21 protein-coding genes are annotated in these 26,775 nt (G+C 39.3%); 12 read left to right on the top strand and 9 right to left on the bottom strand.

Annotated features, from left to right (window positions below; all coding sequences use genetic code 11):
• Window positions 1-14 precede the first annotated feature (14 nt).
• The 10 genes from murD to CBW18_RS04395 all read left to right on the top strand — a co-directional run bounded on the left by murD (window position 15) and on the right by CBW18_RS04395 (window position 11,998).
• Window positions 15-1,406 (top strand): UDP-N-acetylmuramoyl-L-alanine--D-glutamate ligase, encoded by a 1,392-nt coding sequence (gene murD / locus CBW18_RS04440; protein ID WP_253248964.1) that lies wholly within the window; start codon window positions 15-17, stop codon window positions 1,404-1,406.
• Window positions 1,407-1,422: 16 nt separating this feature from the next.
• The gene (locus CBW18_RS04435; RefSeq protein WP_088300064.1) at window positions 1,423-2,616 is read left to right on the top strand and encodes an FtsW/RodA/SpoVE family cell cycle protein; all 1,194 of its coding nucleotides are present in this window, start codon (window positions 1,423-1,425) and stop codon (window positions 2,614-2,616) included.
• Window positions 2,617-2,791: 175 nt separating this feature from the next.
• On the top strand, window positions 2,792-3,166 hold the full coding sequence (locus CBW18_RS04430) for a four helix bundle protein (protein ID WP_088300063.1): 375 nt from the start codon (window positions 2,792-2,794) through the stop codon (window positions 3,164-3,166).
• 193 nt (window positions 3,167-3,359) lie between these two features.
• A complete protein-coding gene (gene murG, locus CBW18_RS04425; RefSeq protein ID WP_088300062.1) occupies window positions 3,360-4,463 on the top strand; it encodes an undecaprenyldiphospho-muramoylpentapeptide beta-N-acetylglucosaminyltransferase in 1,104 nt (367 codons plus the stop codon).
• A gap of 81 nt (window positions 4,464-4,544) precedes the next feature.
• Window positions 4,545-5,900 (top strand): UDP-N-acetylmuramate--L-alanine ligase, encoded by a 1,356-nt coding sequence (murC, locus tag CBW18_RS04420; protein ID WP_088300061.1) that lies wholly within the window; start codon window positions 4,545-4,547, stop codon window positions 5,898-5,900.
• Window positions 5,893-7,089, top strand: a complete 1,197-nt coding sequence (locus CBW18_RS04415) for a cell division protein FtsQ/DivIB (protein ID WP_088300060.1) — start codon at window positions 5,893-5,895, stop codon at window positions 7,087-7,089. Before murC ends, CBW18_RS04415 begins: the two co-directional genes overlap by 8 nt.
• A 5-nt stretch (window positions 7,090-7,094) precedes the next feature.
• The gene (gene ftsA / locus CBW18_RS04410; protein ID WP_088300059.1) at window positions 7,095-8,453 is read left to right on the top strand and encodes a cell division protein FtsA; all 1,359 of its coding nucleotides are present in this window, start codon (window positions 7,095-7,097) and stop codon (window positions 8,451-8,453) included.
• A 129-nt stretch (window positions 8,454-8,582) separates the two neighbouring features.
• Window positions 8,583-10,196, top strand: coding sequence for a cell division protein FtsZ (gene ftsZ, locus CBW18_RS04405; protein WP_088300377.1), 1,614 nt, complete (start codon window positions 8,583-8,585; stop codon window positions 10,194-10,196).
• 166 nt (window positions 10,197-10,362) lie between these two features.
• Complete coding sequence (locus CBW18_RS04400; RefSeq protein ID WP_088300058.1) at window positions 10,363-11,604, top strand: aminotransferase class I/II-fold pyridoxal phosphate-dependent enzyme; 1,242 nt, start codon at window positions 10,363-10,365, stop codon at window positions 11,602-11,604.
• Between the two features lie 217 nt (window positions 11,605-11,821).
• The gene (locus CBW18_RS04395) at window positions 11,822-11,998 is read left to right on the top strand and encodes a histone H1 (RefSeq protein ID WP_088300057.1); all 177 of its coding nucleotides are present in this window, start codon (window positions 11,822-11,824) and stop codon (window positions 11,996-11,998) included.
• Between the two features lie 59 nt (window positions 11,999-12,057).
• Here the strand turns inward: CBW18_RS04395 and CBW18_RS04390 are convergent, their stop codons facing one another.
• The 5 genes from CBW18_RS04390 to CBW18_RS04370 all read right to left on the bottom strand — a co-directional run bounded on the left by CBW18_RS04390 (window position 12,058) and on the right by CBW18_RS04370 (window position 17,697).
• Window positions 12,058-12,342 (bottom strand): hypothetical protein, encoded by a 285-nt coding sequence (locus CBW18_RS04390; protein ID WP_140418626.1) that lies wholly within the window; start codon window positions 12,340-12,342, stop codon window positions 12,058-12,060.
• Between the two features lie 254 nt (window positions 12,343-12,596).
• On the bottom strand, window positions 12,597-13,484 hold the full coding sequence (gene dapA / locus CBW18_RS04385; RefSeq protein WP_088300055.1) for a 4-hydroxy-tetrahydrodipicolinate synthase: 888 nt from the start codon (window positions 13,482-13,484) through the stop codon (window positions 12,597-12,599).
• Window positions 13,485-13,572: 88 nt separating this feature from the next.
• Window positions 13,573-15,585, bottom strand: a complete 2,013-nt coding sequence (gene ligA, locus CBW18_RS04380; protein WP_088300054.1) for an NAD-dependent DNA ligase LigA — start codon at window positions 15,583-15,585, stop codon at window positions 13,573-13,575.
• A gap of 115 nt (window positions 15,586-15,700) precedes the next feature.
• On the bottom strand, window positions 15,701-16,906 hold the full coding sequence (locus tag CBW18_RS04375) for an ATP-binding protein (RefSeq protein ID WP_088300053.1): 1,206 nt from the start codon (window positions 16,904-16,906) through the stop codon (window positions 15,701-15,703).
• A 116-nt stretch (window positions 16,907-17,022) separates the two neighbouring features.
• Window positions 17,023-17,697: a hypothetical protein gene (locus CBW18_RS04370; protein ID WP_088300052.1), complete on the bottom strand. Its 675-nt coding sequence runs from the start codon at window positions 17,695-17,697 to the stop codon at window positions 17,023-17,025.
• A 226-nt stretch (window positions 17,698-17,923) separates the two neighbouring features.
• Here CBW18_RS04370 and tyrS point away from each other — a divergent pair, with 226 nt between their 5' ends.
• Window positions 17,924-19,210, top strand: coding sequence for a tyrosine--tRNA ligase (tyrS, locus tag CBW18_RS04365; RefSeq protein WP_088300051.1), 1,287 nt, complete (start codon window positions 17,924-17,926; stop codon window positions 19,208-19,210).
• 79 nt (window positions 19,211-19,289) lie between these two features.
• Here the strand turns inward: tyrS and CBW18_RS04360 are convergent, their stop codons facing one another.
• The 4 genes from CBW18_RS04360 to CBW18_RS04345 form a co-directional block, all read right to left on the bottom strand.
• Window positions 19,290-19,493 carry a hypothetical protein gene (locus tag CBW18_RS04360; protein ID WP_088300050.1) on the bottom strand — a complete coding sequence of 68 codons (204 nt, stop codon included), beginning with the start codon at window positions 19,491-19,493 and terminating at the stop codon, window positions 19,290-19,292.
• A 75-nt stretch (window positions 19,494-19,568) separates the two neighbouring features.
• A complete protein-coding gene (locus CBW18_RS04355; protein WP_088300376.1) occupies window positions 19,569-20,546 on the bottom strand; it encodes an acyl transferase in 978 nt (325 codons plus the stop codon).
• Between the two features lie 25 nt (window positions 20,547-20,571).
• Window positions 20,572-20,931, bottom strand: a complete 360-nt coding sequence (locus tag CBW18_RS04350; RefSeq protein WP_088300049.1) for a hypothetical protein — start codon at window positions 20,929-20,931, stop codon at window positions 20,572-20,574.
• Between the two features lie 6 nt (window positions 20,932-20,937).
• Window positions 20,938-23,370 carry a penicillin acylase family protein gene (locus CBW18_RS04345; protein ID WP_088300048.1) on the bottom strand — a complete coding sequence of 811 codons (2,433 nt, stop codon included), beginning with the start codon at window positions 23,368-23,370 and terminating at the stop codon, window positions 20,938-20,940.
• Between the two features lie 192 nt (window positions 23,371-23,562).
• Between CBW18_RS04345 and CBW18_RS04340 the strand changes: the two genes are divergently transcribed.
• Complete coding sequence (locus CBW18_RS04340) at window positions 23,563-26,496, top strand: TonB-dependent receptor (RefSeq protein ID WP_088300047.1); 2,934 nt, start codon at window positions 23,563-23,565, stop codon at window positions 26,494-26,496.
• Window positions 26,497-26,775: the final 279 nt, after the last annotated feature.

The following is a 26,775-nucleotide window of genomic DNA, read 5'->3' as shown; positions in this document are numbered from 1 at the left end:
AATACTAATTAAAAATGAGCACAATTCAAAATAACACATTACAAAACCCGCAGTCAGCAATGGCAGGGCAGGGCCGTGTGGTTATTTTGGGCGCAGGCGAAAGTGGCGTTGGTGCAGCGAAACTTGCACAGGCCAAAGGCTTTGAGGTATTCGTTTCAGATTTCGGCGTAATTGCCGATAAATATAAATCAGCATTAGAGAAACTGAACATTCCTTTTGAATCAGAAAAACATACTGAAGCATTGATTTTAAATGCAACAGAAGTAATCAAAAGCCCTGGTATTCCGCCAACTGCACCGATCATTAGAAAATTAATCGCCCAGGGAACGCCTGTCATTTCAGAAATTGAATTTGCCAAAAGATATACCACGGCGAAAACCATCTGCATTACAGGATCAAACGGTAAATCAACCACCAGTTTGCTTACGTACCACATTTTGAAAAATGCGGGTTTAAATGTAGGACTTGCAGGAAATATTGGTCACAGTTTCGCAGCGCAGGTAGCTGATAAGGACTATGATTATTATGTGCTGGAAATCTCCAGTTTCATGCTTGATGATATGTTTAAATTCAAGGCAGATATTGCTGTGCTCTTAAATATCACGCCCGATCATTTAGATCGTTACGATTACAAAATGGAAAATTATGTTGCATCCAAAATGCGCATTATTCAAAATCAAACGGCAGATGATGTCTTCATTTATTGTGCCGATGATGAAGAAACTGTAAAAGCAGTGCAGGCCTTTAAGCCTTTAGCAAATGTATTTCCGTTTTCCATTATTAAAAAGAATGAACCTGGTGCTTATTTAGCAGCACAAACCATACATATCCTAACAGAACCTAATAAAGAACTAACCATGTCTATTTCAGATTTAGCCTTACAAGGCAAGCACAACATTTACAACTCTATGGCTTCGGGCATTGTTGCGAAGGTTTTAGAGTTAAGAAATGAGACCATTCGTGAAAGTATGGGCAATTTCAAAAATATTGAGCACAGGTTAGAACATGTAGCTAAGATATCAGGAATTGATTTTATCAATGATAGCAAGGCCACCAACGTGAATTCTACCTGGTATGCGCTGGAAAGTATGACAGCCGATGTGGTGTTGATTATGGGCGGAGTTGATAAAGGCAATGATTACAACATGCTAAAAGATCTGGTAAAAAGTAAAGTGAAAGCGATTGTGTGTTTAGGTAAGGATAACAAACGGATTCATGATGCCTTTGAAGATGATGTGGAAGTTATTGTAAATACGTTTTCTGCTGATGAAGCCACTCAGATTGCTTTTCACCTGGCCAAACGCGGCGATGCAGTTTTACTTTCACCTGCATGTGCCAGTTTTGATTTATTTAAAAACTATGAAGACCGCGGCAACCAGTTTAAAGCAGCAGTTAAAGAATTATAATATAGGAGGCTAATATATGTTCCAAGCACTACTTGATAAAACAAAAGGCGATAGATGGATCTGGTTGATCATCATCTTGCTTTCGCTTATCTCTGTAATGGCAGTTTATAGTGCAACGGGAACTTTGGCTTATAAAAAAGGCGAAGCCGTAGAGAAATTGCTGTTAACCAAACACCTCATCTTTGTGTTGATGGGGATTGGGATGATTTACATTGCACATTTGCTGGATTACAGGTATTACGCAGGTATATCTAAAATATTAATGATTATCACGATTCCATTACTGGTTTACACCTTAATTTTTGGAACAAATTTAAACGATGCGTCACGCTGGGTAAAGATTCCGGTAATCGGATTGACTTTTCAAACATCCGATTTGGCAAAATTGGCTTTAATAACATTTCTGGCCAGGATGCTGACGAAAAAACAGGAGAATATTAAAGATGTAAAAGAGTCCTTTTTACCAATCATGGGCTCCGTTTGTGTGGTTTTTGTACTGATTGCATTGGCTAACCTTTCAACGGCACTAATGCTTTTCGGTGTAAGTATTTTGCTGTTAATTATCGGCAGGATTAGTATCAAGCAAATAGCTATTGTTTGTGCGGGTGGTCTTGTGTTATTGTTATTTGTATTCTTCCTCGGGCCGAGGCGGAAGACTTACATGTCGAGGATTAATACGTTCATGCATCCGGAGATGCAGCATTCAGATAAAACTTTCCAGGCCGATCAGGCAAAAATTGCCCTGGCCACTGGTGGTGTTTTTGGTAAAGGACCAGGTAATAGTACACAGCGCAATTTCCTTCCCCATCCGTATTCCGATTTTATTTTCGCCATTATTATTGAAGAATGGGGAACACTGGGCGGAATTGTCATTATGGTGCTTTACCTGGTGCTTTTATACCGATGCATAAAAATAGTGACCAAGGCTCCGAAGGCTTTCGGGGCACTGCTGGCTGCCGGTTTGAGTTTTAGTTTAACCATTCAGGCTTTTGCAAATATGGCAGTAGCCGTAGGTTTGGGACCGGTAACGGGCGTGCCTTTACCATTGGTGAGTATGGGTGGAACATCAATGATTTTTACCAGTGTAGCCTTTGGTATTATCCTGAGTGTAAGTAGAGATGTGGAAGAAAATGCCATTGGAGGAGCTAAAGAGGAGAAAGAAAAAGTAAAGAATAAAGTGATTGTAGGAGAGATTCCGGCGATGGCTTAATTAATAATTAGTGAGTGATAGCATGATTGAATTAGCGAGTGAGACAATAATTAATGAATGATTGAGAGCGTGACAGAATTTTGAATGATTGAATAAGATTGTTGTAATGATGAAGTGATAGAATTCCCTATTGAAGTGAACATCCCAAAGTTTAATAGTTAGAAATTAATAAATAATGGAGAATGTAACTAAAATTGATTTTGTAGAATCGATAAAAGCCAGAACAAAGCAGTTCGTTTTGGATTCAATAAAGTTTTATCAAGCACTGCCAAAAACTGAAGAAGGAAAAATAATAGGTAGGCAATTTATACGATCAGCATCATCAGTCGGAGCAAATTATAGAGCTGCATGCAGAAGTAGGTCCAGGGCAGAATTTTTTTCTAAGCTGAGTATTGTTGTTGAGGAAGCGGATGAAACTGCGTTCTGGATTGAGATCCTAGCAGAATCGAAGATTACAAATACGATGGAAGCTCAACCATTATTGAAAGAAGTAAATGAAATTTTAGCAATTGTAGCTAAAGCAAGAAAAAAAGTAAGTAATCATAAATAAAGGATTAAATGAAAGAATGATTGAATTGTAGAATGTAATTGTCGCTAGTAAACATTTACTCATTCAAAATTCACAAATTCAATAATTAGAGATAGAAATAAAGAATGATAGAATGAACGAATGATTGAATGTAGCTATCTTTATTGAACATTCCCTCATTCAAAATTCCCTCATTCAATAATTAAATAACAAAATGAATAATTCCCCAAAAATTATCATATCAGGTGGTGGCACCGGCGGGCATATATTTCCCGCCGTAGCCATAGCCAATGCGCTTAAACGCTTGGTTCCTTCCTGTGAAATTTTGTTTGTGGGCGCAAACGGCCGGATGGAAATGGAAAAAGTTCCAGCTGCCGGATATAAAATTATAGGATTGAATATCAGTGGTATGCAGCGCGGTTCGATCATGAAAAATCTGGCATTGCCATTTAAAGTGATCGGAAGTGTAAAAAGAGCCCTAGAAATTATTAAAGATTTTAAACCTGATGCTGTTGTGGGTGTAGGGGGATATGCTTCTGGTCCGTTATTGTATGCGGCTTCATTGAAAGGAATTCCAAGTTTAATACAGGAGCAAAATTCATATGCAGGTGTTACCAACAAGTGGCTGGGCAGAAAAGCGGCCAAGATTTGTGTCGCTTTTGACGAAATGGATCAGTTTTTCCCGGCAGATAAGATCTTGAAAACAGGTAATCCGGTACGTAAAGAGGTGGTGGATATTAAAGGTAAACACCATGCAGGTGCTGAACTTTTGAAACTTGATCCATTGAAAAAAACCATTATGGTTACGGGGGGGAGTTTAGGCGCAGGAACCTTAAATAAAGCGATTGAAAAACACCTGCCTGAAATTTTAGCTCAGGATGTTCAGGTGATCTGGCAAACCGGTAAGTTCTATTATAAAGGAATTATTGAAAGGTTAGGGCTTGAATATCACCCCAACGTGCGCATCCTGGAATTTTTAAATAAAATGGACCTGGCTTATGCAGCGGCAGATGTAATCATCTCCCGTGCCGGAGCAGGAACCATTGCAGAACTTTGCCTGATCAAAAAACCAGTAATACTGGTGCCTTCTCCAAATGTAGCAGAAGATCATCAGACTAAAAATGCAATGGCACTGGTTAAAAATGGTGCTGCTTTGCTCATCAATGACCGTTCTGCTGAAGATACTTTGGTTAAAACAGCCTTGGAATTGTTGAAAGATGAAAGTCAGCGCATTAAGTTATCAGAAAGCATAGGGAAAATGGCCTTGCCGGCAGCTGATGAAATGATAGCGGGTGAAGTGTTGAAATTGATTAAGTAAAGAGATGAGAAACTAGATGTGTGATTTGAGATTAGACCATTTGTCTAGTGTCTCATATCTCCCATCTCAAATCTAATAAAAATGGAATTAAGTAAAATAAATAGGGTCTTTTTTATAGGTGTCGGTGGTATCGGCATGAGTGCGCTCGCCCGTTATTTTGCTAAACGTGGTCAGGACGTTTGTGGTTATGATAAAACTAAAACCCGACTTACTGAAACATTAGCGCAGGAAGGTATACAGATCACTTATGCTGATGAAGTATCTGAATTGCCCGAAGCATTTCTCCATCCACAAGAAGATACTTTGGTGGTTTACACCCCCGCCATTCCGAAAGATGCTCAATTACTCAATCATTTTAGAAACCACGGATTTGTGCTGAAGAAGAGATCTGAAGTGTTAGGAATTATTAGCAAGGGAATGTTCTGTATCGGGATAGCGGGTACACACGGGAAAACAACCACATCTTCTATAGTAGCACATATTCTGAAAGATACAGGATATGATTGTACTGCATTTTTGGGTGGCATTGCCAGTAACTACAACAGCAACGTGCTTTTCGGAAAAAATAATGTGGTGGTTGTAGAAGCGGATGAATATGACCGTTCATTCCTGACCTTACACCCTGATATTGCTGTTGTTACCTCAATGGATGCCGATCATCTGGATATTTATGGTGATAAAAGCCATTTGGAAGAATCTTTCCGGTTATATGCCGGTCAGTTAAAGGCTGAGGGCAAACTGTATGTTCACGAAGGTTTGCCTTTAGAAAATAGCATCACCTATGCCGCAAGCTCAACCGCTGATGCAAAGGCAATAAACTTAAGGGTTGAAGGAGCGAAATTTGTTTTTGATTATGTTGACCCCAATCATCAGCTGACAGATGTAAGCTTAATGCTGCCTGGTAAGCATAATGTGGAAAATACAACCGTAGCCATAGCCATCGCTTTACAGCTGGGGATTGATACCGAAAAAGTAAAACTGGCCGTTGCCAATTTTAAAGGGGTTAAACGTCGCTTTGAATATATTGTCAATAACGAATCGCAGATCTATATTGATGATTATGCGCATCATCCTGAAGAACTTAGGGCATGTTTTGATGCGGTTAGGCAGCTATACCCAACGAAAAAACTGACAGTGATTTTTCAACCGCATTTGTTTACACGGACACGGGATTTTGCAGATGATTTCGCCCGCGTTTTAAGTACCGCCGATGAACTTTTATTATTAGATGTTTACCCGGCCAGAGAATTGCCTTTGGAAGGTATAAATGCACAGTTCTTAATGGATAAAATCACACTGGGAAATAAAAGAATTGTTGAAAAAGATGCCGTGATCGAATACATCGCGCAAGAAAAGCCTGAACTGATTTTAACAGTTGGTGCCGGCGATATTGATACCCTTATTGAACCCATTAAAAATACATTAAACCATGCTTAAGCGAATAAACTGGAGCGCAATATTTACCGGCTTTGCCTGGCTAATCAGCCTGGCTGGAGTGGTGGTGCTTTTAAGTTTTATTAATGTTAAAAAGCAGACGGTAAAATGTACTGATGTAAAAATTTTAATTCCCGGTGCAGATAATTTTATCGAAAGAGAAGAAATTGATGCCATCCTGAAAGAAGATCAGGGTGTGCTTTTAGGAAGAAATCTGGAAAACATTAACATCCATAAAATAGAAAAGAAATTACAATCCAACCCTTATATCGCATTTGCAAAGGTTTATGTAGATATGGATGGAATTTTAAACATCGAAGTCAAACAAAGACAGCCCATTGTACGTATATTAAATGAAACTGGACAAGATTTCTATATAGACAATGATGGATTAAAAATGCCTACCTCTTCTAATTTTACCGCAAATGTGCTGGTGGCTACAGGTCATATTTCGGAGGTTTTTGGTAGCCGTGTAGATACCTTACATACTAAATTGGCCCGCGACCTTTATAAAACTGCTCAGTACATCAAAAAGGATACACTTTGGGATGCCCAGATTGAACAGGTCGTGGTAGATCAGCAAAATGATATGGAACTCATTCCAAGGGTGGGTAATCAGCGTATAATTTTAGGTAATGCTGATTCGCTGGAAAAGAAAATGAATAACCTGCTTATTTTCTATAAAAAAGCAATGCCGCAGGTAGGATGGGAAGCTTATAAAACCATTAATATCAAGTATACCAATCAGATTGTTTGCCAAAGGCGCGACTCTACAGAAATCGCAAGGAATTTAAAGCGTTTATCAAAGATGGATAGCGTTCGTGTACAGCAAAGGGTTTCTGATTCATTGGTGAAGGATGTAATCGCGGCGGCCATTAAAAAAACACCTGTTCAGACTGCATCAGCAACTGAAGTAAAAAGAACAGAACCCCGGAAGCTGGAGCCACAAAAGCCCGAAGTCAAAAAAACTGAAACCAAGAAAACTGAGGTGAAAAAGGTTGAAAATAAGACTGAACCCAAAAAGCCTGTAGTTCAGGCGGCAAAGGCGAAAGAAACCAAAAAAGAAGAAAATCAAAAAGCAACAACTAAGGCAAAACCTGTATTAAGTGCACAAGAGCTTAAAAAGCAGAAAGAAGCAAGAGAAAAAGAAATCAGAGCCCTAGAAAAACAATATAAAACTCAGCAAAATTAACAAATATGGACAAGGCAAAATTTACCAGTCAGTCTCCCATTGTAGTAGGATTAGATATCGGTACTACAAAAATTTGTGTTATCGTTGGCCGCAGAACCCAACATGGTAAGATAGAAATCTTAGGAATAGGCAAAGCAGAATCGGCAGGTGTGACACGTGGAGTGGTTTCTAACATTCAAAAAACCGTGCAAGGCATCGCGCAGGCAGTAGAAATCGCAAGCGGACAATCCAACGTAGAAATACAGGTGGTAAATGTAGGGATTGCTGGTCAGCACATCAAAAGCTTACAGCATAGAGGGATTTTAACAAGAAGAGAATTAAACAACGAAATTGGTAAAAAAGATATCGATAAGCTGATTGACGATATGTTTAAACTGGTGATGCCTCCAGGAGAGGAGATCATCCATGTATTGCCACAGGAATTCACCATTGATAACGAACCGGGAATTAAAGATCCTATAGGTATGGCTGGCGTACGTCTGGAAGCTAATTTTCATATCATTTCCGGTCAGGTTACCGCTGTGAAAAACATCATTAAATGTGTAAACAATGCAGGATTACAAACGCAGGATTTAATTCTTGAGCCATTGGCGTCTTCTGAATCGGTGTTGAGCGATGAAGAGAAAGAAGCGGGGATCGCATTGGTAGATATTGGTGGTGGTACTACAGATATTGCTATTTTCCATGAAGGCATTATTCGCCATACAGCGGTAATTCCATTTGGTGGTAATAGTGTAACTGAAGACATCAGAGAGGGTTGTTCTGTCATGCGTAACCAGGCTGAGTTGCTGAAAACACGTTTTGGTTCTGCCCTTGCTGAGGAGAACAAAGAAAATGAAATCATTTGTGTACCAGGTTTACGTGGACGCGAACCGAAAGAAATATCAGTTAAAAACCTGGCATATGTAATCCAGGCACGGATGGAAGAAATTATTGAGCATGTATATTACGAAATCAAATCTTCCGGATATGAGAAAAAATTAATTGGTGGCATTGTCATCACAGGTGGTGGCGCACTGTTAAAGCACTTATCTCAGGCAGTAGAGTATGTAACAGGTTTAGATTGCCGCATCGGATATCCGAATGAGCATTTATCTAAATATGAAGATATGCCAAAAACAATTTATGATGACTTGAAAAGCCCGATGTATGCCACCAGTGTTGGATTATTGATTAAAGGTATCCAGAAAGCAGAAGAGCTGATTGAAGAAATGAAGCAACCAGGGGTATTTGTAGAGAAGCCAAAAACGGTAAAAGAGAAAGAAAAACGTGGACCAGGTTTGTTTGATAAATTACTGGCGAAAACGAAAACATTCATTCAGGACGATATGAATGTGAGTGATGAAGATTACTTAAAAAGCTAAAACTTTTCCACAAAAAATGAGTTTTCCACATTCTTAACAAATGTGGAAAACGTATGTTGAAAAAGTGTTAATATTACATTGAGTAATGAACAGAATTTAAAAATTTTTAAACAACTGATTCATAAAGATATGCAGTTCGAAATGTTAAAAGATAAGTCTTCAATTATCAAGGTAATTGGTGTTGGAGGCGGTGGCGGCAACGCAGTAAACCATATGTACCTGTCAGGTATTACTGGTGTAGATTTTATTATTTGTAATACAGATGCCCAGGCTTTGGAATCTAGTCCTATCCCTAACAAGGTGCAATTAGGGGCTAGCTTAACCGAAGGAATGGGTGCTGGTTCTATTCCTGAGGTGGGTAAAAACTCGGCAATAGAGAATATAGATGATATTAAAGCTATGCTGGGTAGTACAACCAAAATGCTTTTTATTACAGCAGGAATGGGTGGCGGTACCGGTACAGGTGCATCGCCAATTATTGCGAAAGCTGCTAAAGAACTTGATATTTTAACTGTTGCCATCATTACTACTCCATTTTCATTCGAAGGGAAAAGACGTCGTCTTCAGGCTGATGAAGGAATGGAAGAGTTAAAGAAATATGTAGATTCCTATCTGGTTATTTCAAATGATCGCTTACGTGAGATTTTTGGAAACCTGACCTTAGGTTCTGCATTTGGGCAGGCTGACGATATTTTAACTACTGCAGCTAAAGGCATCGCCGAAATCATTACTGTTCCAGGTTATATCAACGTGGATTTTAAGGATGTGCGTACCGTGATGAAAGATAGTGGCGTAGCCATTATGGGTAGTCATTCTGCTGATGGTGAAGATCGTGCATTAGAAGCGGTGGAAGGTGCTTTAGCTTCTCCATTATTGAAAGATAATGAAATTGAAGGCGCCCGTTATATTTTATTGAACATCAGTTCTGGTCTTCGTGAAGTAACCATGGATGAGGTTTCTATTATTACAGATTACATTCAGGATAAAGCTGGTTTATCAGCAGATTTAATCTGGGGTAACTGTACGGATGAATCTCTGGAAGATAAATTATCGGTAACCATTATTGCTACAGGCTTCCAGACTTCAGAAGAGCGCGTTCATGAAGAAAAAAATAAGAAGAAAATCTCACTGCTAACACCAGAAGAAGCACCATTGGTTCGCCCGATTGAACCGGTAAACTCTTTTATTCAGCCAAAAGCAGCGCCATCTTATGAGCCTGTTTTAAAAGCAAAAGAAGAAGTTTCACAAGCAGATCTTTTTGGTGGAATGTTCAACAAGCCAGAAGCTCAAAAACAGCAGGAGCCGGATAACCATATCGTTCGTCATACCCTGATGGAGGAAGAACCTCAGGTAGAAGAGCCGAAAGAAACCGGGTTTGAGTTTGAAGTGAAGTTGGCCGAACCTAATTACGTATTTGATACACCGGTTGCTGAACCAACTCCTGAACCAGAAATGCCGGTGGTTGGTTTAGATGATGATAAAAGTGACGAATCAATGGAAGAGCAGTTGAAAAAATCTAAAGAACGTATTTTACGTCTGAAAGATTTGAGCATGAAACTGCGTACAACCAATGGTTTACAGGAATTGGAAAATGAACCTGCTTATAAACGTAAACAAATGCAATTGCAGCAAGTTCAGCATTCTTCAGAATCACAGGTGAGTCGTTTTACACTCAGCAACGATCAGGATGGTGGTACAGAGATCAGACCAAACAATTCTTTTTTACATGATAACGTTGACTAAGTCTGACCACATATAATTTTGAGCCCCCGATACAATATCGGGGGCTTTTTTGGCATAAAATTAGATCGTTAAAACCTTAATTGACAGGCAAAAGATTAATCTAATTGATTTTAAGACGAATAAAGCTTAAATTCGCAAAATTTTATTATACAAAATACACAGTACATTGGATATATTCGATAAGATAGCAAAGCACATGGGCCCGCTTGGTCAGCACCAAAAATGGTCACATGGGTATTTCTCATTTCCAAAATTAGAGGGAGAGATTGCACCGCACATGCAATTCAAAGGAAAAGAGCATTTGGTTTGGAGCTTAAACAATTATTTAGGTTTAGCCAATCATCCGGAGGTTAGAAAAGCTGATGCAGAGGCCGCGGCCGAATTTGGTATGGCTTACCCAATGGGTGCCAGGATGATGAGCGGTAACTCAAAATATCATGAGCAACTGGAGCAGGAACTTGCTGCGTTTGTTGGTAAACCCGATGCATTTTTGTTGAATTATGGCTATCAAGGGATGGTTTCGATTATTGATACCCTGGTTGATAGAAATGATGTGATCGTTTACGATGCAGAATCTCATGCCTGTATTATAGATGGCCTGCGTTTGCACATGGGCAAAAGATTTGTTTACCAACACAATGATATTGATAGTGCCCGTAAACAATTAGAACGTGCGACCAAACTGACTAAAGAATCTGGAGGTGGTATTTTATTAATTACCGAAGGTGTTTTCGGCATGAGTGGTGCGCAAGGTAAACTAAAAGAAATCGTCGACCTTAAAAATGATTTCGAATTCCGGATCCTGGTTGATGATGCACACGGTTTTGGAACCATGGGTAAAACAGGCGCGGGTACACATGAAGCACAGGATTGCATTGAAGGCATTGATGTTTACTTTGGTACATTTGCCAAATCTATGGCTGGTATTGGTGCATTTGTAGCGTCTACAGAAGAAATCACTAATTTCCTAAGGTACAACATGCGTTCTCAAACCTTTGCAAAAGCATTACCTATGCCAATGGTTAAAGGACTTCTAAAACGTTTAGAACTGTTAAAAGGAAAGCCTGAGCTTAAGGATAAATTATGGGAAATAGCCACCACTTTGCAAAAAGGACTACGTGAACGCGGTTTTGATTTAGGGGTAACCAATTCAGTTGTGACCCCTGTTTTCTTAAAGGGCGAATTAACGGATGCTACCGCCATTACCTTTGATTTACGTGAAAATTATAGTATTTTCTGCTCAATCGTAGTGTATCCGGTAATTCCTAAAGGAATGATCGAATTGCGTTTAATTCCAACAGCTGTACATACATTAGAAGATGTTCAACGTACATTGGATGCATTCAGTGAAGTTTCAGAAAAATTGGAAAACGGTTATTATAAAGAAAATCAGTTTGCAATTGCATAAGCAGTTATAGTGTTAGAGTACAGGAGCCAATTATTTAAGATAATTGGCTTTTTGCTTTACCAGTGTTTCTTAAGTTAACTTTGATCTGCGTGGAGAAGAAAAAAAGCACTTTAAACAGCTATTTTTATTTAGGAATATTTTTGTTTGTGCAACAAACCATTTAAATTAGAGTTAGATAATTAAAAATCAAACCTTTAAACTACAGGAGTACAAGAAAATGAAAAAATTTGAAGAAGTGAAAAGTTTAGTTGCAGCTTTGGAAGCTGATGCAGACAAGTTTTATAACAAGGGGAATAGCGCCGCTGGAACCCGTGTTCGTAAAGGTATGCAAGATTTAAAGAACTTAGCCCAGGCCATTCGTTTGGAAGTACAAGATGCAAAAAATAAAGCTTAAACCAATATTAGATATTTGATAAACCTGCCTTTGAGGAAATCCCGAAGGCAGGTTTTTTGTTACTTCAAGAGCATAAGCTTATAGTCATCTGCATAAACTCCCTCACCAAATTGTACCAGTTTTTGTTTGGAGAAACGGAAAAATTTGAAGTTTTCTGTCATGCCATTATAGGTTCTGTAAATCAGCATATCTCTATCATCTCCATAAACCTGGACGGCAGATCTGTTGAGATTTTTAAATTCCTGCTCGGTCATACCGATCGTAAATTTCGGTTCGTAATACTGAATCGCATTACAGCCCATCAGCGTTGCGGCTAATAGGCACATTAATAGTAGCTTTTTCATTTTGTGTTTAATTTGTGTGTAGAATGCTGTATTCAATTTCTATGCCTGCATAGTATTCTTTAATAGAATGTTGGTGTCTGTTTTTATTAATAGGTTAAAGTGTGCCGGTAAGTTGTTGACAGGTAGTGGAATAACCTACTGTAATATTTTAAATACGCATAAAAAAACAGGTTAATTCCATTGCTGAAGAGCAAAAGAACGAACCTGTTTCCATTTAAATACACGCTTCAAATAAAGCAATGTTTATTATTTAGTTATACCAGTTGAGTAAGCTTTGCCAATTCGTTTTCAATGGCATGATCTAAGGTAGTAGAAGCTTTAATCAAAGGTAACCTTACTGTATCACCGCAAATGCCTGAATGTTTCAATGCAGCTTTAATCCCGGCAGGATTTCCTTCTGCAAAAGCCAAACGTGTGAACTCAACCAAACTTAAGTGTGCAGGAACAGCAGCCTTAAAGTCGCCAGCCAAGCATTGTCTTACCATATCAGAAAACTGTTTGGGGATTGCATTGGCTATGACAGATATTATCCCTGATGCACCTAAAGCAATCATGGGTAATGTAATCGGGTCATCTCCTGAGATCAATAGAAAATCTTCGGGTTTATCCCTCATGATCTGGTTAAACTGATCAAAACTTCCTGAGGCTTCTTTAGTTGCAATGATGTTTTTGAAATCATGCGCTAACCTGCAGGTGGTTTCCGGGCTCATGTTGCTCATGGTGCGCCCGGGTACGTTGTATAAAATAAGATCCAAAGGCGAAACCTCCGCCAGGTGCTTATAATGTTGATAAATCCCCTCTTGTGTTGGTTTGTTATAATAAGGACTTACAGATAAAATTGCACTATATCCCGTCGCATCAAAAGTTTTGATCTCTTCAGCAACAGCTAAGGTATAGTTGCCCCCAATGCCGGCAACCAATGGTAATCTATTATTGTTAATTTCAGCAGTGTAAGCCCACACCTTCTTCTTCTCATCCTTGGTCATCGTGGCGGTTTCGCCGGTTGTGCCTAAAGAAACGAGGTAATCTATCCCTCCGTCGATCAAATGATTAATCAGGTTTTTTAAACCGTTATAATCAACAGATCCATCTGCATTGAAAGGTGTAACCAATGCCACACCAGTACCCTGAAATTTGTTCATTATATATTGTAATTATTGAATTTTGAATGAAAGATTGACCGAACGCTCACATTCTGCCATTCATTAAATCTAATCATTCCCTTATTTTTTATTTTAACATATCTATAAGTTCTTGATCACTAATGATCGGAACTTTTAGTTTGGTTGCCTTTTCCAGTTTGGATGGTCCCATATTATCTCCGGCTACCAGATAGTTTAATTTACCGGATATTCCGCTTAAAATTTTGCCACCATTGGCCTCAATGAGGTCTTTAAGTTCCTCACGACTATAATTTTCAAAAACGCCCGAAATTACGAATGTTTTTTCAATAAGTTTATCACTGGACAGCTCAATTAGCTTTTCTTCAATTTCGAAGCGTAAATTGGCTAATTTTAATAATTCTATTTGATCGAGATGCTCTTTTTTTGCAAAATACTCAACAATGCTTTCAGCAATTCTTTGTCCGATTTCATCTATAGCAATTAATTCCTCAACGGCTGCTTTCGATAAACGATCGATATTCCTCACTCCGGCAGCCAGCTTTTTAGCTACAGTTTCGCCTACATAGCGAATGCCTAAGCCAAAAAGTACTTTTTCGAAAGGCATCTCTTTTGATTTTTCTATGCCCATCAGCATGTTTTCAATAGAACGCTCGCCAAAGCGATCCAATGTTTTCAGCTGATCTGCCTTTTGGTACAAGGTATACAAATCATTAATATGATTTACCAGGCCATGTTTATAAAAAGTTTCAATGGTTTCATCGCCAAGGCCATCAATATTCATCGCCTTGCGGGAAATAAAATGTTGTATTTTTCCTACAATCTGTGGCGGACAACCTTCATCATTTGTACAATAATGAACGGCTTCACCCTCTTTTCTGATGAGTTCAGTGCCACATTCAGGACAATTGTGCAGGTAATGAACCTTTTTCGAGCCGGCGAGACGTTTATCTAGGTTTACCTTAATAATCTTCGGAATAATTTCTCCGCCTTTTTCTACAAAAACAGCATCGCCTTCATGTAAATCCAGTCTTTCAATCTCGTTGGCATTATGAAGGGTGGCCCTTTTTACCGTCGTACCTGCTAGCAGAACCGGCTTTAAATTAGCAACCGGTGTAACTGCTCCCGTACGACCAACCTGATAAGTTACCTTTTCGAGAATGGTTTCTACTTCTGCAGCTTTATATTTATAGGATATAGCCCAACGCGGAGATTTGGCCGTAAAACCCAATTCCTGTTGCTGCGCATAACTGTTTACCTTAATTACGATCCCATCAATATCATAGCTGAGTTTAAAGCGCTCATTTTCCCAATGGTGAATAAAGGCCAATACATCATCAATATTTTGAACCAGTTTATTGTGTTCACAGACATTAAATCCCCAATTTTTTACAGCCATCAGGCTATCCCAATGGTTTTTAAATTCATTTTTATCAGTATAAAGAAAGTAAATAAAACCATCCAATGGTCGTTTAGCTACCTCCTTGCTGTCCTGCATTTTGATGGTTCCGGAAGCAAAATTTCTGGGGTTGGCATAAGGGATTTCACCAAGCTCTTCACGTGCAGCATTTAAACGCAAAAAGGCAGCTTTATGCATAAAAATTTCTCCCCGAATTTCAAAATGTGCCGGTGCCTGGTCTGATTTAATTTGATGGGGAATAGTGTGAATTGTTTTTACATTATTGGTTACATCATCACCTTTGGTGCCATCACCACGGGTTACGGCCCTAATCAGTTTTCCATTTTCATAAGTTAAACTGATGGATAAACCGTCGAATTTTAATTCACAAACATATTCGAAATTATCCCCTAGGGCTTTTCGAATCCGTTCGTCGAAGTCACGGAGGTCTTGCTCATTATACGTATTGCCCAGCGAAAGCATGGGATATTTATGCTGAACAGTGATAAAATTTTTGGTGATATCGCCACCAACGCGTTGAGTAGGTGAATTTGGATCTGCATAGTCTGGGTTCGCCAGCTCCAGTTCAGCCAGGTGCTTTAATTTTTTATCGAACTCAAAATCGCCGATAGTTGGCATGGCCAGCACATAATAATTATAATTATGCTGGTTGAGTTCGGCAACCAGCGCATCCATTTCCTCTTTTATTTTAAACAGCGACATGACACAAAGATAAAAAAGGTTAACTCGCTTTTATACTTTGAAGCACAAAAAGCTGTGGGAAATGAGTGACATTACCCTTAACTTAATTTTTTATAGATAACAGGTGCAATTACCATTAAGCCGGATCTTGATTGGTGTTTTTATTTAGTAGCTGAAGAAATTCAATCAAACCAATAGCTTCTGTGTTGTTAGGAAGAGGATACCTCTCGGTACCCGAGTAAACTACAAATTTTTCGGTGGCACCAATATCTTTACAGGCGATATGAAAACCTTTCGCAATTTTTGGTGAGGCTGATCTTTTGACCTCAACCGCCCAGATTTTATGATTCGGGCCTTCCAAAACAAGATCAATTTCTGTTTGTGTGGCCGATCTATAATAACTGTATTGCCATTTACTGGATAACTGACCAATAATATTTTCTACCACAAAGCCCTCCCAGCTTGAACCTAATGCAGGGTGCCCTAGAAGGTCTTCTAAGCTAGATATGTTAAGTAATTTGTGCAGAATTCCTGTATCGCGGATATAGATTTTAGGAGACTTTACCAATCTTTTTTTAGTATTTCCTGCCCAGGGTTGCAGTTGCCTCACCATATAAAAATCCGTTAATACATCCAGATATAGTTTCACTGTTGGATGGCTTACTTCCAGGCTTTTGGCTAAATCTGTATAAATTACCTGTTGTCCGTTAAAATGAGCTAGCATAGACCAAAATCTTTTTAATCGGTTTGCCGGTAAACTTGGTCCCATTAATGGAATGTCACGTTCTACATAAGTCGAAATAAAATCATTTAACCATTCCCAGCTTTCTTCAGCATCAATAGCAAGAAAACTTCCTGGAAACCCACCTCTAAACCAAATTTTATCTACGCTAAAACCAAGTGAATCATGATTGTAGATTTCCAGTGCATTAAAGGGGGTAAGTTCTATGTACCTGATTCTGCCTGCTAACGTTTCTGATGATAGTTGTAGCAGGTCTCTTGATGCTGAGCCCAACAGCAGAAAATGACCGGCTTGCTCACCTGCTCGCTTTCTCAGATCGACAATTCCCCTTAGGTTAGGAAAAAGATCTGGTTTACGCTGAACCTCATCAATAATCAGGATGACATTTTCAAATCTTTTTAAGTAGCTTTCAGAATCCTGAAGCTTATTAATATCCGTATCTAGTTCGAGATCCAGATAACTGGTTTTTTTAGCTGAAAACTCACCGGAGATTTGAAATGCCAACGTTGTTTTACCAACTTGTCTTGGCCCTAAAAGCGCAACAATTGGAACGCTTTTTAAACCTTTAACAACTTTTTCTTTAATTAATCTTTCAATCATAACCTTGTAATTTGAAACCTTTGCTTTCAGATTACAAACAAATATACTCTTAAACCTTGTAATTTGAAAGTGTAACTTTCAAATTACAAGGTTGGTAAAGTAATTTTAATAGTTACTTACATTAATTTGCCCTCAATTTCATCGAAAATATCCATGAAATCTTTGGCTAGAACAGGTTTGAAAATTCCCAATTGAAAGGTCAGTTCCCGTAACTGAAGCTCATTTAAAGTTTCGGGCCACAGGCGCATGCAGATTCTATTTAAGGCATAGCTAATGTTTTCCAGCTTTTGGTAGCTTAGTAAATATTTGCTGCTGATGAAATTTTCCAGGAATTTCGTGAAAACGATCTGGTTTTTAAGTCCGCAATGCTCCAGGAAATCAGTTAACGAATTTGGATTAACAGCCACCAGCTTATCATAAAAATGATTGACCTGAATGAGATTCTGCTCAATTAATAAATGATCTAACAATAATTCTAAACCGATATGAGCCAGAAACGAGGGGCGAATCGGCGTATCAGTTACGATGGGCTTAATAAGCTCCTTTAGCAGAGCGGTTTTTTCCAGAAAAAAATCAGATGAATGAAAATATAAATCAACGGCTAAATGTCTTTTCCAGCCTTTAAGCAAGTTTTCCTCATCCGGATTTCCTATAAACAGAAACTCATTTTTTTGTGGATAAAGATTAAATTCTTTCGAAGCATTTTTGATCAGATCGGGCAAAACCGTTCCCATTACTATGTTAGCATCCTGCGTTAATCTTTCGAAATAATAATGGGATAGAAAGTTCATGTTGCAAGGTAATATTTTCTTTAGTGATGCAAAATATCAGTTGATAAAAGGTGTTACCAATATATCTGGAGTTTTATGTACATAATGGAACCCATAATCAGCTATTTCTAAATAAACGGCTGATTGGGGGTGCAGATTTAAAAGCTGGTTTAGCGTCATCAACTAATTTGCATTAAAGCAAGTGAAAATTTTATCTTTGCACGCACGAAAATAAATTGCCTATACAATGACGAATTTTGTTGAAGAGTTAAGGTGGCGCGGCATGCTGCATGATATAATGCCAAATACAGAAGAAAAGTTGAATGAAGGGATGACATCTGGTTATATTGGTTTCGACCCTACTGCTGATTCCCTTCATGTTGGTCACTTAACGCAAATCATGACACTCATTCACTTCCAAAATGCAGGGCATAAGCCATTTGCTTTGGTTGGAGGAGCTACTGGTATGGTTGGCGATCCTTCCGGTAAGTCGGATGAACGTAACCTTCAAACACCGGAAATGATTGAACATAACCTGAAAGGCATGAAAAGTCAACTATCCAAATTTCTAAAATTTGAAGAGGGTGGCAATGGTGCAGTAATGGTAAATAATGCAGACTGGTTTAAGGATATGAACCTGTTTACGTTTATCAGAGACGTGGGCAAGCACATTACCGTAAACTATATGATGGCTAAGGATAGCGTTAAAAGACGCCTGGAAGGTGATTCTGGCTTATCCTTTACCGAATTTTGTTACCAGTTGATTCAGGGATATGATTTCTATCATTTATGGAAAAACGAAAACTGTCTGGTGCAGATGGGGGGATCAGACCAATGGGGAAACATTGTAACCGGTACCGAGTTAATCAGAAGGAAAGATGCCGGAACGGCTTATGCCATTACTACTCAATTAATTAAGAAGGCTGATGGAACTAAGTTTGGCAAAACAGAAAGTGGTGCCGTTTGGTTAGATCCGGCGAAAACCTCTCCATATAAATTTTACCAGTTCTGGTTAAATGCATCTGATGATGATGTGAAGAAATGGATCAGGATTTTTACGCTAAAAAATAAAGAAGAAATCGAAGCCCTGGAAAAGGAACATGATGGAGCACCACATTTGCGCATTCTTCAGAAAGCTTTAGCCGAAGACATTACAGTGAAAACGCACTCAGCAGAAGCTTTGGAAACTGCTATTAAAACTTCGGAGTTCTTGTTCGGAAACGGTTCACTTGATTTTTTAAAAAGCTTATCAGAAAACCAGGTGTTGGAAATGTTTGAAGGTATTCCGCAGTTCCATATTTCTAAATCAGAATTAAGTGCTGGTATTGATGCGGCAACTTTGCTTGCAGAAAAGGCTGCCGTTTTTCCTTCCAAAGGCGAAACCAAGAAACTCATTCAGGGTGGAGGCGTTGCGGTAAATAAAGAAAAAGTAACTGATGCCATGCAGGTTTTTAATACCGGAAACCTGATTAATGATCAATTTATTGTCGTACAAAAGGGAAAGAAAAACTATTTTCTCCTGATTGCAGAATAAACGCTAAACAATAAAGGCTCAATCTGATTGAGCCTTTATTGTTTGTATACTGATTAATGATCAGTTTCCAATTAGAATGCTAATGTTTAGCATCGGCAGGGGTATTCGATATAGAGTCAGCCAGCATTTTACCTTTTGTGGTATCCATAGCTGCTGAATCTTTTTTATTCGTATCTGAATATTTATAGGTGCTATCTGCATTTTCCTGATCTGCTTGTTTTCCGTTACATGAGGCCACAAATAAACCTGTTAGGGTTAGTGCTGCCAAGAAGATATTTTTCATAGTATAAGGTTTTGTATAAATAATCCTTTTTAGCAGGTAATTGTTTTAGCTAATTGAGTTTTGGAATTAATTCAGTTACTGCACAAGCAAATTACAGCCTCTAATATCGGCATTGTCAAATCTGCCCAACACTTCAAAACTTTGGTCAGCATTTATTTTACCCAAATCCTGCGTGGCGATGAATGAGCAAGAATTAATATTGGCGAGGTCAATTACATTTATTCCTCCTGTTTTTCCTTCAGGAATCAATGTTAAAGGATCATTGGTATCCCGGATCAGTACTTTCATCCAGCCCGGACATTGAAAAATGCCCTCACCCAAAGAATAAGCCTGTGAAAGCAATTCTGTCATGCCATATTCACTGTGAATAGCAGGTACGCCAAAACCTTCTGTTAATTGCTGGTGAAGTTCTTCCCGAACCATTTCCTTTCTTCTGCCCTTCATACCGCCTGTTTCCATTACAATCAATTCAGGGAAATTAAGATCGAATTTCTCTACAAAATCCAGTAAGGCATAAGTTACACCGATTAAAACAGTTGGTTGATTCTTAATTTTAAGATCTGTTAAGGTTTGCAAAAGGTCATGATGGTTATCCAAAAAATAACCACTTTGTGGATGACCGCTTTTTTCAATCAGATCATTAACCATATAAATTAAAGAAGAACCTGATCTTTGCTGGTAGGAGGGAAGTAAAGCCAGAAAACAGTAATCTGATACTTTGCCATAAAAATGATTGAAAGCAAGCAGGTAACTTTGCTCATATAAAGCCACATCTGTTACGTAATGGCTGCTATGACTCATTCCTGTAGTACCAGAACTGCTGAAAATTACTTCAGCAGGATGTTGATTACTCACGATCTGATGCGTTTTGAAAAAACCAATGGGCAGAAACGGAATCTGTTCGATGGCGGATACCTGATTGACATCAATTTTTAAATGATGAATATATTCCCGGTAAACCTGGCAGTTTGCTGCCTGTAATTTAAAGGTTGCTAAAGCCTGGTCTTGAAAAGACTGAGCATTGTTTATTGTAAAAATATCAGTATTTGTCAAATCCACGTTGCAAAAGTACGAAGCCTTATGCTATTTTATCGTCAGTTTTTTTAGCCAGCATCGCCATTCTAAATTGATAGCCGCAATAACCGCTGATTCCGGCCACTAATCCGCTAAGTATTCCCGTTACCAATAATAGTACCCACCAGAGCTTTACACCTGTCATCACTGCCACCCGGCTGGCTAACAAATTATCGTTTGGTAAGCTTTTAAATAGCGAATAGCCAATCCATAGTAAGCCTATAGCAAAAAAGGAATGCCAGAAAGCAATTTTGCCCGTTTTACCTATAATGCCGCAAGTGGCAAAGGCCACCACAATAATTACCCACCAGGGTGCAATCATTTGAAGGAAAAAGCAGATGATGACGATAACAATAAAAACCATTTTAAATTATTTAGAAATTTTTAAACGAGAGATAATTTTTCCAGACTGATCATCCGGCGTTTGCATATAAAACAAATCGTATAACTGACCTTTTGCCCAGGTATCAATCATATTATCATAAAATTTGCTTCCGGGGTTACCAGATTGCCCGCCTGGATATACACCATGGCCTTTAGGATTTTTGCCAAGTTCGATTACCATTCTCCAGGATGGACCATTTGTTTCACTTAAGGCATTGATGGTGCTTTTTGCTCCGCCAATCTGTAATACTTCAGACCCAAAACCTGGTATTTTGGCCAGGTGCGGAACATTGCTTTGTTTCACGTTAGACCATCTCCAGTCTTTATTGATCGGCCCGAATCTGCGTTCCAAACTATCGCAACTGTATTTGAACGATTCATTAACCAGATCAGCGAGGTTTTCCCTCCGACTGGTATTTACATTATCGTACCATTTGGCAGCCGGTTCTTTCAATATCATTTCAACTGTGCGGTCTCTTGATGGATAACGCATTGGAATACCTTTAACTGTAAATTCATCGTCCCAAATATCGAATGCGAGGCGCTTAGTCCAGATTTCAAAAATACTGGCTGCAATTTCACCTGCATCATAACGTTTATTCCATTTAGTTAAATAATTCAATGCTTCTTTTTGGGTAGCGTTTAAATTTTCCGGATTTAAAAGTGGCAATACAGCCGGAATCAGGTTCTGGGCCAGGATGCTGTAATTATCAGTCTGCATGAGTCTGATGCTGTCCATCGTAGCCTTATTCATCGCCGTTAAACGGTCATTAATTCGCTTTCCGCGTTCATAAGGTGCGAATTCCCAATTGAGGTAGTAAGGATAAGTCTGATCAGTAGAAGATTGGTTAGCTGAACTTACAAAACCCCTAGGTGGATTTTTCACAGTAGGGTTTTGTGAAGCGGGAATCCAGCCATGCCAGTCGTATGCCGGATCGGTACCATCGAGAATAAATTTTCCCTGGTTTTTCCATTTCAGCGGAAACTTTCCATTTGGCGTGATGGCGATATCATTATCCACACTGGCAAACACAAAGTTTTGTGCCGGTGCGGTATAATAGGTTAATGCTTTTCTGTAATCACTATAGTTTTTACCCCTGTTCAGGTAGTAAAATGTCATGAGTTCATTTGAACGGTCATGTGCAATCCACCTTAAGGCATCACCCACAGGCACACTGTTTGCTTTAACGAAATTTGATTTCTGAAGATAAACCACAGGTCCCTGATGGGTGTAGTAAACGGTATCAATAAGATCCTTGCTTCCGCGGATTTTAATCAGCTCCAGGCGTTTAGTTGTTTTATTCCATTTGTTGTTGTACCAGTATTCATTATGTGTACTGTCTTTAAATTTGATCTGATAGAAATCGAGCACATCTGCTGCAACATTGGTCACACCCCAGGCAATTTTCTGGTTAAAGCCAATAATAATTCCTGGTGCACCGGGCAGTGAAACACCATAAGTATTGATACCGGGTGCATGCAATTGAATCTGATACCAGATGGATGGCAAACTCAGTTCCAGATGCGGGTCGTTGGCTAAAATCGGATAGCCTGAAGCGGTTTTACTTCCGGAAAGGGCCCAGTTGTTACTTCCGATGCCTTCTACTTTTTGTTTGGTTTGTACATCGCCGGTTTGGCTTACGGTGAAACTTTCAGGGGTTTTGGGAATGGGTAATGGCGAAAAATTCCATTTAGTACCCACCGGAATAATCGGATCTTCTTTAAAAGGATAATCCGGGAAAAGATTTTTGGTAATTTCAGGACCAAATTTTTTCAGGATGTTGGTCATATAAAATTCATCAGATCCCATGGCTAAAATGGCCGACATTTGTTTGAGCAAAAGCGCACATTTGAGCGGGGTCCATTGTTCCGGTTTAAAATCCAGTATTTTATATTCGATAGGATAATTGGAACGGGAGAGTGTTTTGATATAGGCATTAATCCCTTCGGTATACGCCAATATCATTTCCTTTGATTTTGGATCAGCCATCATGCCCTTAAGCGAGTTTTCTGCACCATATACCATGCCCATTCTGCGCTGATAACGGTCGCTTTCGCGTGCAGGTTCAGATACAACTACCTCACTGATTCTGCCTGCTGCAAAACGCGTTTGAAAATCCATTTGCCAAAGGCGGTGCATGGCGGTTACATAACCCTGGGCCAGGTAAAGATCATGATCATTCTGGGCAAAAATATGCGGGATCATTTTGTCGTCAAAAAAAATTTCGACCTGATCTGTAGCACCCTTAATTTTCACCTTATGGTTAAACATAAAATGATTGTTTTCAGCATTTTGCCAAAATCCCATAAAAGGGTTTAAGAACTTCAGCAGGGGTGGAGTACTTCCAATTTTTGTATTGAAAAAGAAAGCCAGGCTTATAGGTATGATGATGCAGAATAATGCTCTTAATTTGTTCATGTGGGTTCGCAAAAATCTCAGAAATTACAGTATCTATTTAACTGATCGTTTATAAGGACTGCAAAATACAACAAACAGAATGTCAATCAAAATTATATATTCAATCATAAATATTACACACCATACTGGTGAAGTCAAAAATAATATTTAAGTTTATATAACTAATAATACAAACCAAATAGCAATTTATTTATGAGCAGGATTTTTACACAAATTTTATTTGCGTTATTATTGATGTGCACGATGAATTTAACTGCACAGACACAGCGCATTACGGTCAGTGGATCTGTAAAAGATAAGCAATCAAAAGAAGGATTGTCAGGTGTGAGCCTGATGGTTAAAGGGCAACCTGGCGGTACGGCATCTGCTGCTGATGGTACCTTTAGTTTTTCAACTGCTGCAAAGTTTCCATTTACCCTGGTTGCGTCTTATGTAGGTTATGGTACTGTGGAACAGTTAATTAATAGTACGGCTACCGGAATTGTAGTGGAGATGGAAGCTGCTGTGCTTTTGGGTGGTGATGTGGTTGTTTCTGCATCCAGGACACCTGAGCGCATTCTGGAATCGCCGGTTTCCATTGAGCGGATGAGTGCTGCTTCTATCCGCGATATTGCGGCACCTTCATTTTATGATGCTTTAAACAATATGAAAGGTGTAGAAAGCAGCACGCAGAGTCTAACTTTTAAATCCATCAATACACGTGGTTTTAACTCCAATGGAAATACACGTTTCAATCAGTATATCGACGGAATGGATAATCAGGCCCCAGGCTTAAACTTTTCAGTAGGTAATATTGTGGGCATCACTGAGCTGGATGTTGATCATGTAGAATTATTGCCGGGTGCATCGTCAGCCTTATATGGTGCCGGTGGTATCAACGGAACCTTATTGATGACTTCGAAAGATCCTTTTAAATATCAGGGTGCCAGTTTTCAGTATAAATCGGGTGTAAATCATGTAAATGATGAAAACAGCAGCGTGCAGCCCTTTAATCAGCTGGATGTCCGTCTGGCGAAATCATGGAATAAAAAATTTGGTGTGAAGGCCGCATTTTCATTTTTGCAGGCCAAAGACTGGTTTGGAAACAATTATTCAAACTTTGACCGGAATGCCAGGACAGCAAAAACGGGTGACCGTAGCAGTGATACCAATTATGACGGGATCAACGTATATGGGGATGAAGTGAGCCAGAATATGCGGAACGTGGCACTGAGCGTACAAAATGCTACCATTTCCGGAATTAATGCAGGTTCAGGTGGCGCAATCCCAAACATCAAGGCTTTAATGGATGGTACCTTTGGTGCCGCTATTCCAAATGCCGCACAACAAGCTGGTTTCCTGGCCGGACTGCCCGCTGCATTGAGGCCTGCAGTTCAGAATTATCTTCCTTTTTATGTGGGCTTAAAAGCTAATCTTATCCCGGATCAGAATGTTTCCAGGACAGGTTATCAGGAATCTGATCTGGTTGATTATGATACTAAATCGCTCAAGGCATCTGGTGCAGTTTATTATAATTTCACCAATACCATTCAGGCGGTAGCACAGGCGAACTGGGGCACAGGTACTTCAGTTTATACCGGATCAGATCGTTATTCGCTACGTAATTTCAACATTGGTCAGTATAAGTTGGAATTAAAAGGGGAGGATTTTTATTTAAAAGGATATACCACGCAGGAGCGTTCAGGCGATTCTTATATTTCCTCTATTTTGGGTAGTTACATCAACGAAGTTTCAAAACCCTCTACTACCTGGTTTCCACAGTATATCGGTAATTACATAGGGGCAAGGGCTGCCGGACAAAACGATGCGGCCGCACATGTACTTGCCCGGAATGCCGCCAACCAGGGAAGGTTTGCACCTGGAAGCGCGGGGTATGAAAATGCTAAAAATACCATTATGAATACCACCATCAGTGCTACATCTATCAATAGCACTGATCCAACAAAAAGTGTTTATGGAGCCAGGTTTGATGATAAATCCAATCTTTATCATTATGAGGGCATGTACAATTTCACCAATGCGTTTAATAAGGTCGTGGAGTTTCAGGTGGGTGCATCCTATCGTTTATATGATTTGAATTCTGCCGGAACCATCTTTAATGATTTAAATGAATCGATTGATATTAATGAATATGGTGCATTTGCACAGGTAGGTAAAAAGATACTGAATGATAAACTGAAGATTACTTTTGCCGGCAGGTATGATAAAAGCCAGAATTTTGAAGGCCGTTTTACACCACGGATTACCGGTGTGTTTACCGTGGCCAGGAATAATAACATCAGGGCATCATACCAAACAGGGTACCGCAACCCAACCACACAAAATCAGTACATTGATCTGGCTGTTGGCGGTGGGTCGCAACGTTTAATTGGCGGCTTGCCTGAAATCATTTTCAATAAATATCACTTAGATGCGAATAAACCTTATACCGATGTAAGCTACCGTGCTTTCCTGGCTTCAGCGGCCACGGGTACGCCAAATCCGGCATTATTGCAGCAATATACATTTGATAGCAGGGGCGTTCGGCCTGAAAGTGTTCAGTCTTATGAGTTAGGTTATAAAGGACTGATTTTGCCCAATCTCCTGGTTGATGCTTATGGTTACTATAATATTTATAAAGATTTTATTACTGCTGTTGATGTGTATCAAAATGTGGGTACAGCGGCCAGCCCTACGTTTGTTAAATTTGGCGTTCCGGTAAATGCTGAGGGGGAAGTGAGTTCTTACGGTGCCGCCCTGGGGCTTGATTACCTGATCAATAAGTGGACCTTAAGCGGAAACGTTTCATATAACCAGATTGGCGATTTGCCAGTCAACTATATTAACGATTTTAATACGCCGAAAATTCGTTTTAACCTGGGTTTAGGCAACAGGGAAGTGATTAAAAACTTTGGGTTTAATGTGTCTTACCGCTGGCAGGATAAATTTTACTGGAACTCTTCCTTTGCTTCAGGAGATGTACCGGCTTACAGCTCGCTTGATGCGCAGGTGAGTTTACAAATCCCTTCAGTAAAATCGGCTATTAAACTGGGTGGATCGAATGTGATGAATAAATATTACATCACCTCTTATGGTAACCCTGCTGCAGGGGCCATTTATTATATTGCTTATTCTTTTAATCCTTAGTAATACCTAAACCTATAAGGTTTTCAAATCCTTATAGGTTTTTAAAAAAGAAGAACGGGCTGGTTATGCTCTGCGTTTATAAGTGTTATGATTTAATGAAATCGATATTATACGCACAGAGGCTGGTAGCGGGGTGCAGATGATCAGTTAAATCGTCATTGCGAGGCGGCTTTTTCAGCCGGCGAAGCAATCTTTGCCGTAATTACTGACAGGAGTTGTTTTCGGCTGGCTGCTGTGGCCTCTTCTTCTTTGTTCTTGATAACAAAGAAGCAAACAATC

Source organism: Pedobacter sp. AJM, assembly GCF_002197755.1.
GTDB lineage: Bacteria > Bacteroidota > Bacteroidia > Sphingobacteriales > Sphingobacteriaceae > Pedobacter.
Note: the sequence above shows the minus strand (reverse complement) of the source record. Positions and strands in the feature narration are given on the sequence as shown.